A 15,386-nucleotide genomic window follows, 5' to 3' on the forward strand; every position below is an offset into this window, starting at 1 on the left:
CCCTACAGTTTTATCGCAATCATTTGGCATCATTATGAAAAACGCAACTTTCTATCTGCTGGAAACCGACACCCCGGTTGACGGGCTGAGCGCGCAGGAAGCGCTGGTCTGTGACCTGGCCGAGGCGCGCTGGCGGGAAGGGAAACGCGTGCTGGTCGCCTGCCAGGATGAAGCCCAGGCTATCCGCCTGGATGAAGCCCTGTGGCAGCGTCCGGCCAGCGCCTTTGTGCCGCATAATCTGGCGGGTGAAGGCCCGAAATATGGCGCACCGGTCGAACTGGCCTGGCCGCAGCGGCGCGGAAACTCGCCGCGTGACCTGCTGATCAGCCTGCTGCCGCAGTTTGCAGATTTTGCCACCGCTTTCTATGAAGTGATAGACTTCGTTCCCTATGAAGCATCCTTGAAACAGCTGGCGCGCGACCGCTACAAAGCGTATCGCAGCGTTGGATTCCACTTGAATACGGCAACGCCGCCCCTTGCCTAAGACATAGCAGAAATGGAAAAGACATATAACCCGCAAGATATCGAGCAGCCGCTCTACGAGCACTGGGAACAACAGGGCTACTTCAAACCGAATGGCGACACCAGCCAGGAAAGCTTCTGCATCATGATCCCGCCGCCGAACGTCACCGGTAGCTTGCATATGGGGCACGCCTTCCAGCAGACCATCATGGACACCATGATCCGCTACCAGCGCATGCAGGGTAAAAACACCCTGTGGCAGGCGGGTACCGACCACGCGGGCATCGCCACGCAGATGGTGGTTGAGCGTAAAATCGCCGCCGAAGAGGGCAAAACCCGTAAAGATTATGGCCGTGATGCGTTCATCGAAAAAATCTGGCAGTGGAAGGCCGAGTCTGGCGGCACTATCACCCGTCAGATGCGCCGTCTGGGCAACTCCGTGGACTGGGAGCGCGAGCGCTTCACCATGGATGAAGGCCTGTCGAACGCGGTGAAAGAAGTGTTCGTGCGCCTGCACAAAGAGAACCTGATCTACCGCGGCAAGCGCCTGGTGAACTGGGATCCGAAGCTGCGCACCGCGATTTCTGATCTCGAAGTGGAAAACCGCGAGTCGAAAGGCTCGATGTGGCACATCCGCTACCCGCTGGCCGACGGCGTGAAAACCGCTGACGGTAAAGATTACCTGGTGGTCGCCACCACCCGCCCGGAAACCGTACTCGGTGATACCGGCGTGGCGGTCAACCCGGAAGATCCGCGCTACAAAGATCTGATCGGCAAATTCCTCGTGCTGCCGCTGGTCGGTCGCCGCATTCCGATTGTGGGCGATGAGCATGCCGATATGGAGAAAGGCACCGGCTGCGTGAAGATCACCCCGGCGCACGACTTCAACGACTACGAAGTGGGCCGTCGTCACAAGCTGCCGATGATCAACATCCTGACTTTCGACGGTGATATCCGCGAAAGCGCCCAGGTTTACGACACCAACGGCGAAGAGTCTGACGCCTGCGACCCGACCATTCCGGCGGCGTTCCAGAAGCTGGAACGCTTCGCGGCGCGTAAAGCGATTGTCGCGGCGATTGATGCACTCGGCCTGCTGGATGAGATCAAACCGCACGACCTGACCGTGCCTTACGGCGACCGTGGCGGCGTGGTGATCGAGCCGATGCTGACCGACCAGTGGTACGTGCGCACCGCTCCGCTGGCGAAAGTGGCGGTAGAAGCGGTGGAACAGGGTGATATCCAGTTCGTGCCGAAGCAGTATGAGAACATGTACTTCTCCTGGATGCGTGACATTCAGGACTGGTGCATCTCCCGCCAGCTGTGGTGGGGCCACCGTATTCCGGCCTGGTACGATGCCGAAGGCAACGTCTATGTGGCGCGCAGCGAAGCAGAAGCGCGTGCGGAAAACAACATCGCGCCCGAGGTGGTGCTGACCCAGGACGAAGACGTGCTCGACACCTGGTTCTCCTCCGGCCTGTGGACCTTCTCCACCCTCGGCTGGCCGGAGAACACCGAAGCGCTGCGCACCTTCCACCCGACCAGCGTGCTGGTCAGCGGCTTCGATATCATCTTCTTCTGGATTGCGCGCATGATCATGCTGACCATGCACTTCATCAAGGACGAAGACGGTAAGCCGCAGGTGCCGTTTAAAACCGTCTACATGACCGGCCTGATCCGCGACGACGAAGGGCAGAAAATGTCCAAGTCGAAGGGTAACGTGATCGATCCGCTGGATATGGTTGACGGGATTTCGCTGGAAGACCTGCTGGAAAAACGCACCGGTAACATGATGCAGCCGCAGCTGGCGGAGAAGATCCGCAAGCGCACCGAGAAGCAGTTCCCCAACGGCATTGAGCCGCACGGCACCGATGCCCTGCGCTTCACGCTGGCGGCGCTGGCCTCAACCGGCCGCGACATCAACTGGGATATGAAGCGCCTGGAAGGTTACCGCAACTTCTGTAACAAGCTGTGGAACGCCAGCCGCTTTGTGCTGATGAACACCCAGGAGCACGACTGCGGCTTCAACGGTGGCGAGCTGGAACTGTCGCTGGCGGACCGCTGGATCCTCGCGGAATTCAACGAAACCGTGAAGGCCTACCGCGGCGCGCTGGACAGCTACCGCTTCGATATCGCCGCCAACATCCTGTATGAGTTCACCTGGAACCAGTTCTGCGACTGGTATCTGGAGCTGGCGAAGCCGGTGATGAACGGCGGGACTGAAGCCCAGCTGCGCGGCACGCGTAATACGCTGGTGACGGTTCTGGAAGCGTTGCTGCGCCTGGCGCACCCAATTATTCCATTTATTACCGAAACCATCTGGCAGCAGGTGAAAGTGCTGAAGAACATCAGCGACGACACCATCATGCTGCAGCCGATGCCGGAGTTCAGCGCAAGCCGCGTTGATGCCGCTGCAATGGCCGATACCGAATGGCTGAAGCAGGCTATCGTCGCGGTGCGTAATATTCGCAACGAGATGAATATCTCCCCGGCTAAGCCGCTGGACGTGCTGCTGCGCGGCGCCAGTGCCGACGTGGTGCGTCGCGTTAACGACAACCACAACTTCCTGAAAACCCTGGCGCGCCTTACCACGCTGGCGCTGCTGCCAGCGGGTGAAAAAGGCCCGGTTGCCGTGACCAAGCTGGTTGATGGTGCTGAACTGCTGATCCCGATGGCGGACCTGGTGGATAAAGCGGCGGAGCTGGAACGTCTGGCGAAGGAAGTGGCGAAAGTGGAAGTGGAGATGGAAAAAATCACCACCAAGCTGGGCAACGAAGGGTTTGTGGCGCGCGCACCGGAAGCGGTAGTGGCGAAAGAGCGCGAGCGCCTGGCCGATTTCGAGCAGGCTAAGAGCAAACTGATTGAGCAGCAGGCGGTTATCGCCGCGCTGTAAAATGAGCGGGAGGGGCATGCCCCTCCCCTACAACACCCGTAGGGGCGCGGCATGCCGCGCCCTTTTTTATTGCCGCGATCCGTCCTGAATCGCCCTGATGCGCGCAGGCATATCCGGGTGGGTACTCATCCATTCCGGCAGACTCAACCCGCCGCTCACCTTCTCCCCCGACTGCGCCAGCTGCTGATAAATCTGCACCATCGCCGCCAGAGAGCGCCCCTGCGCCTTCATCTGTGCCACCGCGTACTCGTCCGCTTCGCGCTCCATACTGCGCGAGAACTGCAGCTGGTTAACAAAGGCGGCGGACTGCAGCAGCGTATCGCCGATGCCGCTGACGTCCCCGGTTAGCCACAGATAGCTGAGGCTGACCAGCGAAGAGCGCACCAGCATGCGCATTGGGTGACGGTAAGCGTGATGGCCGATTTCGTGCAGCATCACCGCCGCCAGCGCATCGTCGCTTTTCGCCATCTGCACCAGCTCATCGCTGATAATCAGCGTGCCGTCCGTCAGCATAAAGGCGTTGGGACCGCCGGAGAAATGCATCACCTTCAGCCGCAGCGGCGTCGGGTCATCTTTCATCTCAGCGGGCACGGTGGCGGCGAACAGGCCCTGTAAGCGCTTAAGCTGCCCGACCGCCAGCTGCCCGCTGCTAAAGCCGCTGTTTTGTAGCAGGGTGAAAGTCTGCTGCCCCACCTGACGCTCAACGTAGCTGGGGATATGGCGCGCCAGCACGCTGCTGACGGCGGGCAGGATCACCCAGACATACAGCGCGATAGCCGCCAGCGTTGCCAGCAGCATCAGGCCGACGCCGCGACGATGCTGCTCCAGCCGGTGAACCAGCCCCGGGCGATGGCGCTGCTGCCACCACTGGCGAAACGCAGCGTCATCCTGCGGCACAAAGCGGCCGCCGTCGGCAAAGGTCAGCGTCAGGGGGATGGTGCCGAGCGCAGCGGAAACCTTAACCGCGCTCAGCAGCTGGATCTGCTGCTGCCCACCCTGCTCCAGCGTCAGATGGCGCTCGCCCAGTGTGAGACGGGCAGCCTCGCGAGCTGCCCGTCCAGGGGACTGATAGTAGCCGTTCAGCTGCAGCATCAGATGCCCGGGTTAAGATCGAACGCCGCCACCACTTCTTCCGCCACGGCGGTACGCGCCGATTCGTGGTGCGCACTGATATCCAGCAGGGAGATATCGCCTTCCAGCGCGGTGGCGTTCGCCAGATAGCGCGCCAGACGAATTTCAGCAATTGGCGCACCCAGGCCCAGCGTGAAGATCACAATCAGGGTATTGGTCAGCGTCAGCGCAAGGAATGAACCTGTCGATAAAGTTGACTTAAGGCGCAGTTTTTCACCAAGTTGAGTCTGGCCGAAAACATAATTGCGCTGTGCGGCAATTAAATAGGCGGAGGAAACCAGCCCGCCGAAAATTAACACCACAAAGGTCAGGAAAATATTAAACAGATTGCCGCCCATCAGGTTGCCCATCATCGCTGGATCGCTCATGCCCATCGCGGCGGCATAAATAAGCGAAATAAACAGCGAGCCAATCAGCATCCCGGCGACAATCAGGAATGGCAGCATAATCGCGAAGCTGATTAATACCATTTTGATAAAGGTCTTTTTCTGCAGCTCAGCCTTAAAGGGCTGCTGGCCGTAAAACATATTATTGATATACAGGTCGTGATTCATTGCCGCAACCGTGCCCTGCACCGCTGCCAGCCCGGCGAGGAACAGCACAAAGCACAGCACGCCAACGGTCAGGGCCGCGCTGATATTGCCGCTGGTCGCCGCCATCATGCCAATCATACCCACCACCAGATACAGGGCGGCAATCATCAGCACCGGTGCCAGATACATGGTCCAGTAAGCGCGGCCAATGCGGCAGTGATAGTTAAAGCGCACGCCGCGGAAGCTGCTCATCAGCGCGTTGTAGCGCCAGCTGCGCACCACAATCCACGGCACCAGCGCAAAGAACGCCAGCAGGAACACCAGTGAAATGGTCGGCAATGCGGCGGAGAGAATAAAGAACAGCACCAGACCGACAAAGACAATAATGCGCCCTTTCAGAATGTCGATCGGGCGGGCATGATAATCAAAACGGTCACCGGCGATTTCGGTATTGCCATAGAAATAACGGCGGCGGCGCACGGTCGCCCAGGCGGAATAAATCCCCAGGGTAATGATGGTCAGTAATGCGTTGACCAGCCAGATAGAGAAATATTCGCCGGAACGGCCATGAAACAGCACAGCATGGCGCTGTGAAGTCGAGGTATTGTTTTCCATTAGATTTTCTTCCTGAAAATAAGAATAGTTATCTGCCAGGCAGATTATTAAAGTTAAATAAGTAGCGCGGCTATTTAAGCATGCCCCTCAGAAACGGACAATAAATAATTATCATTCAGCTTAATAGCGGTCTCTCAGGGGCGTTGCCACTGCGCAGGCATTGCATCAATACGCCACCAGTGTTATTACACTTACCTGCTGCCGAACTGCTATGAGCCTGAGTTATGACTACCGCTATAAATTCCACCCTGCTGGTGCGCCCGATCGCTGCTGCGGATAATCCCCACATTGCCGCCGTAATCCGCGCCGTGTCTGCCGAATTTGGCCTGACGGCGGATAAAGGCTATACCGTCTCCGACCCGAATCTCGATCATCTGTTTGAGGTTTACAGCGCAGCCAGCTGCGCCTATTGGGTGGTCGAGCTGGAAGGGAAAGTGGTGGGCGGTGGCGGTGTCGCACCGCTGGCGGGCAGCGATGCCGATGTCTGCGAGCTGCAGAAAATGTATTTCCTGCCGCAGGTGCGCGGCCTCGGGCTGGCACGTCGCCTGGCGATTCAGGCCATGGATTACGCCCGCGAGTGCGGCTTTAAGCGCTGCTACCTGGAAACCACCGCTTCGCTCACGCGCGCAATCCGCCTGTATGAGCACCTCGGTTTTTCCCATATCGACGGGCCGATGGGCTTTACCGGCCATGTCGACTGCGAAGTGACGATGCTGAAAAGTTTGTAACCGTGGCGGGCGCACCATCCAAGCGCCCCCCAACCCTGTCAGACCGGCACGCCGCTGTGAAAGCGCAGCTGGCTGTCCGGTTCGCTGATTAAGCGCGCTTCGACCTCCCCCATCTTCTGCACTCGCGCCGTGATATCCGTCGGCGAGATCAGCGCCGCCAGCGCCAGATAATCCTGATAGTGGCGCGCCTCGGAGCGCAGCAGCGAGACATAGAATGCCGCCAGCTCCCGATCGAGATGCGGCGCCAGGCTGGCAAAACGTTCGCAGGATCGCGCCTCGATATACGCCCCGCAGATCAGCTTATCCACCAGCGTTTGCGGCTCATGGGTCGCCACTTCGCGCAGTAATCCTTTGGCATAGCGGCTGGCGGTAATGCGCGCATACGGAATGCCGCGCGCCTGCATAATCTCCAGTACCTGATAAAAGTGGTGCAGCTCCTCTTTAATCAGCAGCACCATCTTATCCACCAGCTCGTCGCCGTAAGGCACCTCTTCGCGGCTGATAATGGTTTTCGACAACCCTTTGTGCTGTTCAAGGAAGGTGAGATCGGCCTGGTCGTTGTGGACAAAGTTTTCCCACGGTTTCAGCCACGCCAGCAGCGCATCGCCGCTCTCTTTGTCGGCCACGTATTTGCGGATCAGCCACATTGCGGTCTGGGCCGCTTTCAGCTCGCACACCAGGTGGTCGGTGAGCAGCGTTGCCAGGTTTTCCGGCTGGCGCGCGGCATCAATCCAGGCTTGCGGGGTGCGGCAGTGCAGGAAGCGGGTGACGGGGGCAAGAAGGTGTTCGATGTTCATCAAAGCAAACTCTATAGGGGTCAGACATGCCTGACCCGTCCTGATACAAAATTAATGGCGGATGCCGTTGTCTTCGCCGTCGATCTCTTCGCCGTCTTCGTCGTCTTCCTCTTCGCCGTCGGGATCTTCGAAGTAGGTGCCCCAGCCGTCGTAGTCGACGTTAAACTTCGCCACCAGGTCAATCAGCTGCTCAACCTGCGCGTCAATCAGCTCGGCGGTCAGCGCGCTCTCACTGATGATGTCGCAGCACTGCACTTTGGTGCCATCTTCCAGATCCAGCTCTTCTGGTTCAGTCACTTCATAGCCCAGCTTGAAGGCTTCTACCGCGGCTTTTTCCAGCGCGTCGAAGCTGTCACAGGAGAGATGATGCTCAATGGTGTACAGTGCATCAGGGTCGCTGCCATCATCCAGCAGCTCTTCAATAATCAGCCGCGTCTCTTCACGCTGCTCTTCCAACAATGCTTCGTTAGCCATGATCCATTCCTCATTAGGGCGTTATTTCCAGTATTTTCCCACAGTGCCCTCCGCGCCACTACCTTTAAACAAAAGTTTCTTCACGCCGGGGTTGAAAATGCATATTCATACGGTTAAATTGAATTTTAATTCATTAAAGGTTATCCGGAGTGCGTTATGAGTCACTTATATCACCGTCACTTTCTCAGGCTGCTGGATTTCACTCCCGCTGAAATCACCGGCCTGCTGGCGCTGGCGGCCACGCTGAAGACTGACAAGAAAAATGGCGAAGAAATTCAGCACCTGAAAGGCAAGAATATTGCGCTCATCTTCGAAAAAGACTCGACCCGTACCCGATGCTCTTTCGAAGTTGCCGCATTCGATCAGGGCGCCAACGTCACCTATCTTGGCCCGAGCGGCAGCCAGATAGGCCATAAAGAGTCGATGAAGGATACCGCCCGCGTGCTGGGCCGCATGTACCATGCCATCCAGTATCGCGGCCACGGCCAGGCGCTGGTGGAGTCGCTGGCTGAACATGCCGGCGTGCCGGTATGGAACGGGCTGACTAACGAGTTCCACCCTACCCAGCTGCTGGCCGACCTGCTGACCATGCAGGAACATCTGCCGGAAAAAGCGTTCAGCCAGATGACGCTGACCTACGTCGGCGATACTCACAACAATATGGGTAACACCCTGCTGGAAGCCGCCGCGCTGATGGGCATCGACCTGCGCCTCGCCGCGCCGGAAAGCTGCTGGCCGGACGCAGAGCTGGTCGCCGAGTGCCGCAAGGTGGCGGAGAAAACCGGCGGCAAAATCACCCTGACGGCCGATATTCACGCGGCGGTCAAAGGTGCCGACTTTATCTATACCGACGTCTGGGTGTCGATGGGCGAGCCGAAAGAGGTGTGGCAGGAGCGTATTGCCCTGCTGCGCCCTTACCAGGTCAATATGGCGATGCTGCAGGCTACCGGCAACCCGCAGGTGAAGTTCCTGCACTGCCTGCCTGCGTTCCACGACGACCAGACCACGCTCGGCCAGCAGATGGCGCAGCAGTACGATCTGCACGGCGGCATGGAAGTGACGGACGAGGTGTTTGAATCCGCGCACAGCGTGGTGTTTGATCAGGCGGAAAACCGTCTGCACACCATCAAGGCAGTGATGGTGGCGACCCTGGCGCAGCCCGGCTAAATCCGCCAGGGCAAACGATTACCTGCGCGGCGATTTTCGCTTGCCGCCGCCAGGTGAATGCGTATAATGCACCCCGTTTGCCGGGAGGATGCATGAAAATAACCAGCCAGAAAAATGCCGAACTGACGCGCCGTAATCGTGGCGGGCAGCATGCTTTTTCCTTCCGTGGCACTCCCGATCATCAGGAAAAGCCCCTCATTGAGGGGCTTTTTTTTGCCCGAATTTCAGCCCCGCACGCGTAGAGGAGAGTGAAAATGGCCGCTAACCCGCTCTATCACAAACATATTATTTCAATTAACGATCTCAACCGTGACGAGCTGGAGCTGGTGCTGCGTACCGCCGCCAGCCTGAAGGCCAACCCGCAGCCGGAGCTGCTGAAGCATAACGTGATTGCCAGCTGCTTCTTTGAGGCCTCCACCCGTACCCGCCTGTCGTTTGAAACCGCCATGCATCGCCTTGGCGCGTCGGTGGTCGGTTTTGCCGACGGTGGCAACACCTCGCTGGGCAAGAAAGGCGAAACCCTGGCGGATACCATTTCGGTGATTGGCACCTACGTTGATGCCATTGTGATGCGTCACCCGCAGGAAGGGGCCGCGCGCCTGGCGACCGAGTTCTCCGGCGGCGTGCCGATCCTCAACGCCGGCGATGGCGCTAACCAGCACCCGACCCAGACGCTGCTCGACCTGTTCACCATTCAGGAGACCCAGGGCCGCCTGAGCAACCTCAACGTGGCAATGGTCGGCGACCTGAAGTATGGCCGTACCGTGCACTCGCTGGCGCAGGCGCTGGCGAAGTTTGACGGCAACCGCTTCTACTTTATCGCCCCGGATGCGCTGGCAATGCCGGCCTACATCACCGATATGCTCGATGAGAAAGGGATTATCTGGACGCGTCATGACAGCATCGAAGAGGTGGTGCCGCAGGTGGATATTCTGTATATGACCCGCGTGCAGAAAGAGCGTCTGGATCCGTCGGAATACGCCAACGTGAAGGCGCAGTTTATCCTGCGTGCCGCCGATCTGGCGGGCGCGCGCGACAACATGAAGGTACTGCACCCGCTGCCGCGCATTGATGAAATTGATACTGACGTCGACGCCACGCCGCACGCCTGGTACTTCCAGCAGGCCGGCAACGGCATTTATGCGCGTCAGGCACTTCTGGCGCTGGTACTGAACAGCGAAGCGACTCTGTAAGGGGATAATCATGACGCAAGATAATAAATTACAGGTTGAAGCAATCAAACGCGGCACGGTGATTGACCATATCCCGGCGCAAATCGGCTTTAAGCTGCTGTCGCTGTTCCGCCTGACGGAAACCGACCAGCGCATCACCATCGGCCTTAATCTGCCATCGGGCGAGATGGGGCGTAAAGACCTGATCAAGATTGAAAACACCTTCCTGACCGACGACCAGGTGAACCAGCTGGCGGTGTATGCGCCGCATGCCACCGTGAACCGCATCGACGATTACAATGTGGTGGCGAAGATAGCGCCGACCCTGCCGGATCGCATCGAGCGCGTCCTGACCTGCCCGAACAGCAACTGCATCAGCCGCAGCGAGCCGGTGTTTTCCAGCTTCGCGGTGAAACAGCGCCAGCACGAGCTGCACCTGAAGTGCAAATACTGTGAGAAAGAGTTCGCGCACCATGTGGTGATGGCCAGCGATTAACCCCATTGCAATTGCCGTGTTGCGTGGGCAGGATGTTCCACGTGCCCGGTAAATACCAGGGCGAGGCATGCCTCACCCCTACGGAGAATTGCGTTTTGTAGGGGTCGGGCATGCCCGACCCGCAATCCCCCTAACAAACACCTTCAGGAGAAACTATGTCGCGTGAAATCAGTACGGAAAATGCGCCAGCCGCCATCGGACCTTACGTTCAGGGTGTCGATCTTGGCAGTATGATCATCACTTCCGGCCAGATCCCGGTCGATCCAAAAACCGGCGCGGTTGCCGACAATATCGCTGCACAGGCGCGCCAGTCGCTGGAAAACGTGCAGGCCATTGTGGAAGCAGCCGGTCTGAAAGTGGGCGATATCGTGAAAACCACGGTGTTCGTTAAGGATCTCAACGACTTTGCTACCGTTAATGCCACTTACGAAGCGTTCTTCACTGAGCACAACGCCAGCTTCCCTGCACGTTCCTGTGTGGAAGTGGCGCGCCTGCCAAAAGATGTGAAAATCGAAATCGAAGCGATTGCCGTTCGCCGTTAAGCGGCGCGCATGCGTCTGTTTGTAGGGGTCGATCAACGATCGACCCTCCGGGCGTCTGTTTGTAGGGGTCGATCGGCGATCGACCCTCCGGGCGTCTGTTTGTAGGGGGCGATCGGCGATCGACCCGCAGTTATTTCCCGTAGCGCAATAATTTCTCAATCGGATAGACCAGCGCAATCACCACTTCATCCTGCGTGAGTGCCGCCTGGTCCAGCAGCTGATGCATCTTCGCCACTTCGCGTGCGCCGAAGGTTCGCTCCGACTCCATCGCATCCAGCAGTGACAGCCCCATCTGACTGATCGCCGCCACCTGTCCCGCCACCGGCAGCAGTGGCCGCAGCTGTGGGTTTTGCGCCAGCAGCGGCTCCACCTGCGGGATATTTTGCTGCCACGCTCTGAGCTGATGGCGAATCGCCTGCAGCGCCTGACGGTCGCCGCGATTGACGATCAGAGCATCGACCTGATGGTCCAGTTCGCGCACTTTATCGCTCTCCGCCGGCAGGATATCGGCCAGGCGATTAAAGGGTTCGGCCAGCATGTAGTGCCCGGCCTGATATTTCAGGTGCTGGCGGGTATACCACTGCGCGGGCTCCAGCGCCTCGGCAAAAATCTGCAGGGGGATGATGTCGCTGCTGTTCGCCAGCCGGGTCATTTGCAGCTGCGCCTGCGCGTGCTGCTGTAGCCCGACCGACACCACCGACCAGCTGTCGACCGCCGCCAGCCGTCGGTACATGTTCTGCACGTTGTTGACGTCCTGCGCCGACCACAGGCGCTCACCCACCACAAAAGCGCGGGGCCACAGGCGCACATCAATCACGCTCTCATCAACCATTTCGGCCCACAGGGCGGCTTCGCCACCCAGCAGATTATTGCGCAGCTGCGCCTCGTCGGGCACCGGAGGCGCAATGCCGGGCGGCGTCTGTGCCAGGCGGCTGCCCGCCGTCGGATAGCGCACGTTGCCAATGCGCCAGTAGCCGCTTATTTTGTCCCCCGTCACGCTGAGGGTCGGCTGCAGCTCCCCCATCCAGCTGTCGACGCGGAAGGTGAACTGATTCGGCGCCAGCCAGCGCACATCACGCACCATGCGGCGTGAACGCCCGTCGAAATCAATAAAGCCGCGCCAGCCGCCGACGGCGTCAATCAGCGTAAAGCTTCCGCTCAGCGGCTTACCCTTAAGGCGCGGCAGCGTGAACTGCCAGCTCTGGGCCACCTCTTTGTCCTGCAGCCGATCTGCGCCCTTCAGCCCCTGTGGCCACACTTCATTACGGTAGTGATAGCTGGCGGGCTGCGCCTGGTCGAGATAGAAGCCGGTGGAGAGAATGCCGCGATAGTCGTTTTTCGCCACCTCGCCCAGCGCATCCGGCCCCTGCCAGGACTGGATCACAATGCTGCGCGGCAGGTCGGGGTGATAGATCTCATCCCAGCCGACCATCTGGCGCCGATGCTTTTCGAGGATCTTCTCCACGCGCTGATTAAAGTACGCCTGCAGCGCATGGGCATCCTTCAGCCCCTGCTGCTGCATAAACTGCCGGATAGACTCAGAGCTGTTCCACTGGCTGGCATCGACCTCATCGCCGCCGATATGGATATAGGGGTCGGGGAAGATGGCCGCCACTTCACCCACCAGGGTGTCGATAAACTGATAGACCTGCTCATTAGACGGGTCGAGCAGCGGCTTGAATACCCCCCAGCCGCGCTCCATCTGATACGGTCCCGGCGCCGATATCAGCTGCGGCATCGCTACCGCCAGCGCCGAAGCATGGCCCGGGAAGTCGATCTCCGGCACCACGCGCACGCCGCGCTCGCTGGCATAGCTGACGATATCGCGCATCTGCTGCTGGCTGTACCACAGGCCGTCGCTGGCCTTTTCCTGCAGCTGCGGGTAGTGGCTGGAGGCGAAGCGCCAGCCCTGATCGTCCGTCAGATGCCAGTGGAACACGTTCATCTTTGCGGCGGCAATGCCGTCGATCTGACGCTTTAGCGTCTCAATGGGCAGGAAGTGGCGCGCAGAGTCGATCAGAATACCGCGCCACGGGAAGCGCGGGCGGTCGTTGATGGTGACCAGCGGCAGCGCGCCGTTATGCACCAGCTGCAGCAGGGTCTCCATGCCGCGCATCGCGCCAAAACGCGTCTCAGCGTCGAGCTGTATCCCGGCGCCGTTCACCGTCAGCCGGTAGCTCTCATCGCTGTCCGGCTGCGGCGTAGGGGCCACCTTTCGCGCAATGGTGATCTTAAGCGTGGTAGCGCTGCTGGAAACCGGCAGGCGCGGATTGCCGGTCTGGCGTGCCAGCCGTAACTGCCAGCGCGGCAGCGCTTCGCTCAGGTCGTCGCCGCTTACCTTCACCTCCAGCGGCGTGGTCAGCGCCAGGCTACCGCCGTCCTGCGGCTGCTCCACCTGCTGCGGCCACGGCATCAGCGGGAGATCGCCCGCAGGTGCTGAAAGAACAGAAAATGGCAGGAACAGGGAGCAGACAAGCAGCGCGCGCGGCAGTGACCAGGGCATATTAAGATCCTTTAATAATGGTGTTCCCTTAAAACATAATTCGCGGGTTACATCAAGTTACACTCCTGAAAAGCTGCGCCAGCGCGACCTTTTACCTTTGTCAGCTAAAACCCCCTGACAGAGGGTGCGGGTTAGCCAGACACTGGCTACGCTTATCCCATCAGCCTAACCCACAACTCTCCGGACTGAGCGATGCATAAGATTCCACCCTGGTGGCAGAATGGCGTGATTTATCAAATCTATCCCAAGAGTTTTCAGGACACCACCGGCAGCGGGACCGGGGATTTAGCAGGGGTCATCCAGCGGCTGGATTATCTGCAAACGCTGGGCGTCGATGCCATCTGGCTAACGCCCTTCTACCTTTCGCCTCAGGTGGATAACGGCTATGACGTGGCGAACTACACCGCCATCGATCCGCAGTTTGGCACGCTGAGCGACTTCGACAATCTGGTGGCGGAGACCCACCGGCGCGGGATGCGTATCATCCTCGATATGGTGTTTAACCACAGCTCGACCCAGCATCACTGGTTTCATGAGGCGCTCGACCCGAGCAGCCCTTACCGCTCCTACTATATCTGGCGCGACGGCACCCCGCAGCAGCAGCCCAATAACTGGCTGTCGAAGTTTGGCGGTAGCGCCTGGCGCTGGCATCCGGAGAGCGGCCAGTACTATATGCATCTGTGGGCGCCCGAGCAGGCCGAGCTGAACTGGGAGAATGAAAACTTACGCGCCGAACTGAAGCAGGTGGTGAACTTCTGGGCCGATCGCGGCATCGACGGGCTGCGTCTCGACGTGATTAACCTGGTTTCCAAGCAGCAGGATTTTGCCGATGACCCCGGCGGGGACGGGCTGCGCCTGTATACCGACGGTCCGCGCATTCATGAGTTTATGCAGGAGATGAGCCGCGAGGTGTTCCGCCCGCGCCAGCTGGTGACGGTCGGCGAGATGTCGTCCGCTACGCTGGAGCACTGCCAGCAGTACGGGGCGCTGAGCGGGGAAGAGCTGTCGATGGTGTTCAGCTTCGATCATGTCGAAGTGGATTTTTATCACGGCCAGAAGTGGACGCTTACCTCGCTCGATCTGGTGGCGCTGAAGGCGATTTTTACCCACTGGCAGCAGGGCATGCACAATCAGGCGTGGAATGCGCTGTTCTGGTGTAATCACGACCAGCCGCGCGTGGTGTCACGCTGGGGCGACGAAACGCAGTATCGGGTGGAGTCCGCCAAGCTGATGGCGCTGGCGCTGCACGGGATGCAGGGCACGCCCTATATCTTCCAGGGGGAGGAGCTGGGCATGACCAATCCGCACTTCACCCGCATCATTGATTATCGCGATATTGAGAGCCACAACATGTACGCCGAGCTGCGAGCGCAGGGGCGCGACAGCGACAATTTGCTGGCTATCCTCGCCAGCAAATCGCGCGATAACGGGCGCACGCCGATGCAGTGGGACAGCAGCGAGAACGCCGGCTTCAGCAGCGGCACGCCGTGGATTGGCATGAGCGACAACTTCACCACGGTGAATGCTGCGGCGGCGCTGGATGACGAGAATTCGGTGTTTTACTGCTACCAAAAGCTGATCGCCCTGCGCAAACGCTATGCCATTCTGACGTTTGGCGACTATCTCGACCTGCTGCCCGACCATCCGCGGCTGTGGTGTTATTGCCGCCGCATAGCGGGGGCGACGCTGGTGGTGGCCACTAACTTCAGCGGCGACACGCAGGTGTGGCATCCGCCTGCCTACAGCGGCCACTGGGAGGTATTGATCAGTAATTACCCGGACACCCACGTCACGCCGGGCGAAGTGATGCTGCGGCCGTGGGAAGCCGTGTGGTGGTATCAGAAAACAGCGTAAGGGTCTGGGCGGGGCCGGCCTC

14 protein-coding genes are annotated in these 15,386 nt (G+C 59.3%); 9 read left to right on the forward strand and 5 right to left on the reverse strand.

Annotated features, from left to right (window positions below; translation table 11 throughout):
- The first annotated feature begins 34 nt into the window (after positions 1-34).
- Together J2Y91_RS05135 and J2Y91_RS05140 are read left to right on the forward strand one after the other, a co-directional pair.
- Entirely contained in the window at positions 35-484 is a 450-nt protein-coding gene (locus J2Y91_RS05135) for a DNA polymerase III subunit chi (RefSeq protein ID WP_048914529.1), read from the forward strand.
- 12 nt (positions 485-496) lie between these two features.
- Entirely contained in the window at positions 497-3,352 is a 2,856-nt protein-coding gene (locus J2Y91_RS05140; RefSeq protein ID WP_048914528.1) for a valine--tRNA ligase, read from the forward strand.
- Positions 3,353-3,418: 66 nt separating this feature from the next.
- Here the strand turns inward: J2Y91_RS05140 and J2Y91_RS05145 are convergent, their stop codons facing one another.
- Together J2Y91_RS05145 and J2Y91_RS05150 are read right to left on the reverse strand one after the other, a co-directional pair.
- Entirely contained in the window at positions 3,419-4,441 is a 1,023-nt protein-coding gene (locus tag J2Y91_RS05145) for a M48 family metallopeptidase (protein ID WP_253539466.1), read from the reverse strand.
- A 2-nt stretch (positions 4,442-4,443) separates the two neighbouring features.
- Positions 4,444-5,631 carry a YjgN family protein gene (locus J2Y91_RS05150; protein ID WP_133622644.1) on the reverse strand — a complete coding sequence of 396 codons (1,188 nt, stop codon included), beginning with the start codon at positions 5,629-5,631 and terminating at the stop codon, positions 4,444-4,446.
- Between the two features lie 224 nt (positions 5,632-5,855).
- Between J2Y91_RS05150 and J2Y91_RS05155 the strand changes: the two genes are divergently transcribed.
- Positions 5,856-6,359 carry a GNAT family N-acetyltransferase gene (locus J2Y91_RS05155; protein WP_048917313.1) on the forward strand — a complete coding sequence of 168 codons (504 nt, stop codon included), beginning with the start codon at positions 5,856-5,858 and terminating at the stop codon, positions 6,357-6,359.
- Positions 6,360-6,397: 38 nt separating this feature from the next.
- Here J2Y91_RS05155 and miaE read toward each other — a convergent pair whose 3' ends face one another.
- Positions 6,398-7,156, reverse strand: coding sequence for a tRNA isopentenyl-2-thiomethyl-A-37 hydroxylase MiaE (gene miaE, locus J2Y91_RS05160; protein ID WP_099754124.1), 759 nt, complete (start codon positions 7,154-7,156; stop codon positions 6,398-6,400).
- Positions 7,157-7,207: 51 nt separating this feature from the next.
- Positions 7,208-7,630, reverse strand: coding sequence for a ribonuclease E inhibitor RraB (gene rraB / locus J2Y91_RS05165; RefSeq protein ID WP_048917315.1), 423 nt, complete (start codon positions 7,628-7,630; stop codon positions 7,208-7,210).
- A 156-nt stretch (positions 7,631-7,786) separates the two neighbouring features.
- Here rraB and argF point away from each other — a divergent pair, with 156 nt between their 5' ends.
- The 5 genes from argF (at position 7,787) to ridA (ending at position 11,007) form a co-directional block, all read left to right on the forward strand.
- Positions 7,787-8,797 carry an ornithine carbamoyltransferase gene (gene argF, locus J2Y91_RS05170; protein ID WP_048917316.1) on the forward strand — a complete coding sequence of 337 codons (1,011 nt, stop codon included), beginning with the start codon at positions 7,787-7,789 and terminating at the stop codon, positions 8,795-8,797.
- A 92-nt stretch (positions 8,798-8,889) separates the two neighbouring features.
- Positions 8,890-9,039 (forward strand): hypothetical protein, encoded by a 150-nt coding sequence (locus tag J2Y91_RS05175; RefSeq protein WP_166643152.1) that lies wholly within the window; start codon positions 8,890-8,892, stop codon positions 9,037-9,039.
- Between the two features lie 12 nt (positions 9,040-9,051).
- Complete coding sequence (gene pyrB, locus J2Y91_RS05180; protein ID WP_253537579.1) at positions 9,052-9,990, forward strand: aspartate carbamoyltransferase; 939 nt, start codon at positions 9,052-9,054, stop codon at positions 9,988-9,990.
- 10 nt (positions 9,991-10,000) lie between these two features.
- Entirely contained in the window at positions 10,001-10,465 is a 465-nt protein-coding gene (gene pyrI / locus J2Y91_RS05185) for an aspartate carbamoyltransferase regulatory subunit (RefSeq protein ID WP_133622642.1), read from the forward strand.
- Positions 10,466-10,620: 155 nt separating this feature from the next.
- Entirely contained in the window at positions 10,621-11,007 is a 387-nt protein-coding gene (gene ridA / locus J2Y91_RS05190) for a 2-iminobutanoate/2-iminopropanoate deaminase (protein ID WP_253537581.1), read from the forward strand.
- Positions 11,008-11,137: 130 nt separating this feature from the next.
- On the opposite strand, the gene J2Y91_RS05195 is transcribed toward ridA, so the two are convergent.
- Entirely contained in the window at positions 11,138-13,510 is a 2,373-nt protein-coding gene (locus J2Y91_RS05195; protein ID WP_253537584.1) for a beta-N-acetylhexosaminidase, read from the reverse strand.
- A 192-nt stretch (positions 13,511-13,702) separates the two neighbouring features.
- Here J2Y91_RS05195 and treC point away from each other — a divergent pair, with 192 nt between their 5' ends.
- The gene (gene treC, locus J2Y91_RS05200) at positions 13,703-15,364 is read left to right on the forward strand and encodes an alpha,alpha-phosphotrehalase (RefSeq protein WP_253537587.1); all 1,662 of its coding nucleotides are present in this window, start codon (positions 13,703-13,705) and stop codon (positions 15,362-15,364) included.
- Positions 15,365-15,386 lie beyond the last annotated feature (22 nt).

The sequence above is a fragment of the Erwinia aphidicola genome (genome assembly GCF_024169515.1).
Lineage (GTDB): Bacteria > Pseudomonadota > Gammaproteobacteria > Enterobacterales > Enterobacteriaceae > Erwinia > Erwinia aphidicola.

Bases quoted from the DNA above. Each gene is read 5' to 3' on its own strand.
- J2Y91_RS05135 (WP_048914529.1), top strand. From the start codon at position 35: ATGAAAAACGCAACTTTCTATCTGCTGGAAACCGACACCCCGGTTGAC.
- J2Y91_RS05140 (WP_048914528.1), top strand. From the start codon at position 497: ATGGAAAAGACATATAACCCGCAAGATATCGAGCAGCCGCTCTACGAG.
- J2Y91_RS05150 (WP_133622644.1), bottom strand. From the start codon at position 5,631: ATGGAAAACAATACCTCGACTTCACAGCGCCATGCTGTGCTGTTTCAT.
- J2Y91_RS05155 (WP_048917313.1), top strand. From the start codon at position 5,856: ATGACTACCGCTATAAATTCCACCCTGCTGGTGCGCCCGATCGCTGCT.
- miaE (WP_099754124.1), bottom strand. From the start codon at position 7,156: ATGAACATCGAACACCTTCTTGCCCCCGTCACCCGCTTCCTGCACTGC.
- rraB (WP_048917315.1), bottom strand. From the start codon at position 7,630: ATGGCTAACGAAGCATTGTTGGAAGAGCAGCGTGAAGAGACGCGGCTG.
- argF (WP_048917316.1), top strand. From the start codon at position 7,787: ATGAGTCACTTATATCACCGTCACTTTCTCAGGCTGCTGGATTTCACT.
- J2Y91_RS05175 (WP_166643152.1), top strand. From the start codon at position 8,890: ATGAAAATAACCAGCCAGAAAAATGCCGAACTGACGCGCCGTAATCGT.
- pyrB (WP_253537579.1), top strand. From the start codon at position 9,052: ATGGCCGCTAACCCGCTCTATCACAAACATATTATTTCAATTAACGAT.
- pyrI (WP_133622642.1), top strand. From the start codon at position 10,001: ATGACGCAAGATAATAAATTACAGGTTGAAGCAATCAAACGCGGCACG.
- ridA (WP_253537581.1), top strand. From the start codon at position 10,621: ATGTCGCGTGAAATCAGTACGGAAAATGCGCCAGCCGCCATCGGACCT.
- J2Y91_RS05195 (WP_253537584.1), bottom strand. From the start codon at position 13,510: ATGCCCTGGTCACTGCCGCGCGCGCTGCTTGTCTGCTCCCTGTTCCTG.
- treC (WP_253537587.1), top strand. From the start codon at position 13,703: ATGCATAAGATTCCACCCTGGTGGCAGAATGGCGTGATTTATCAAATC.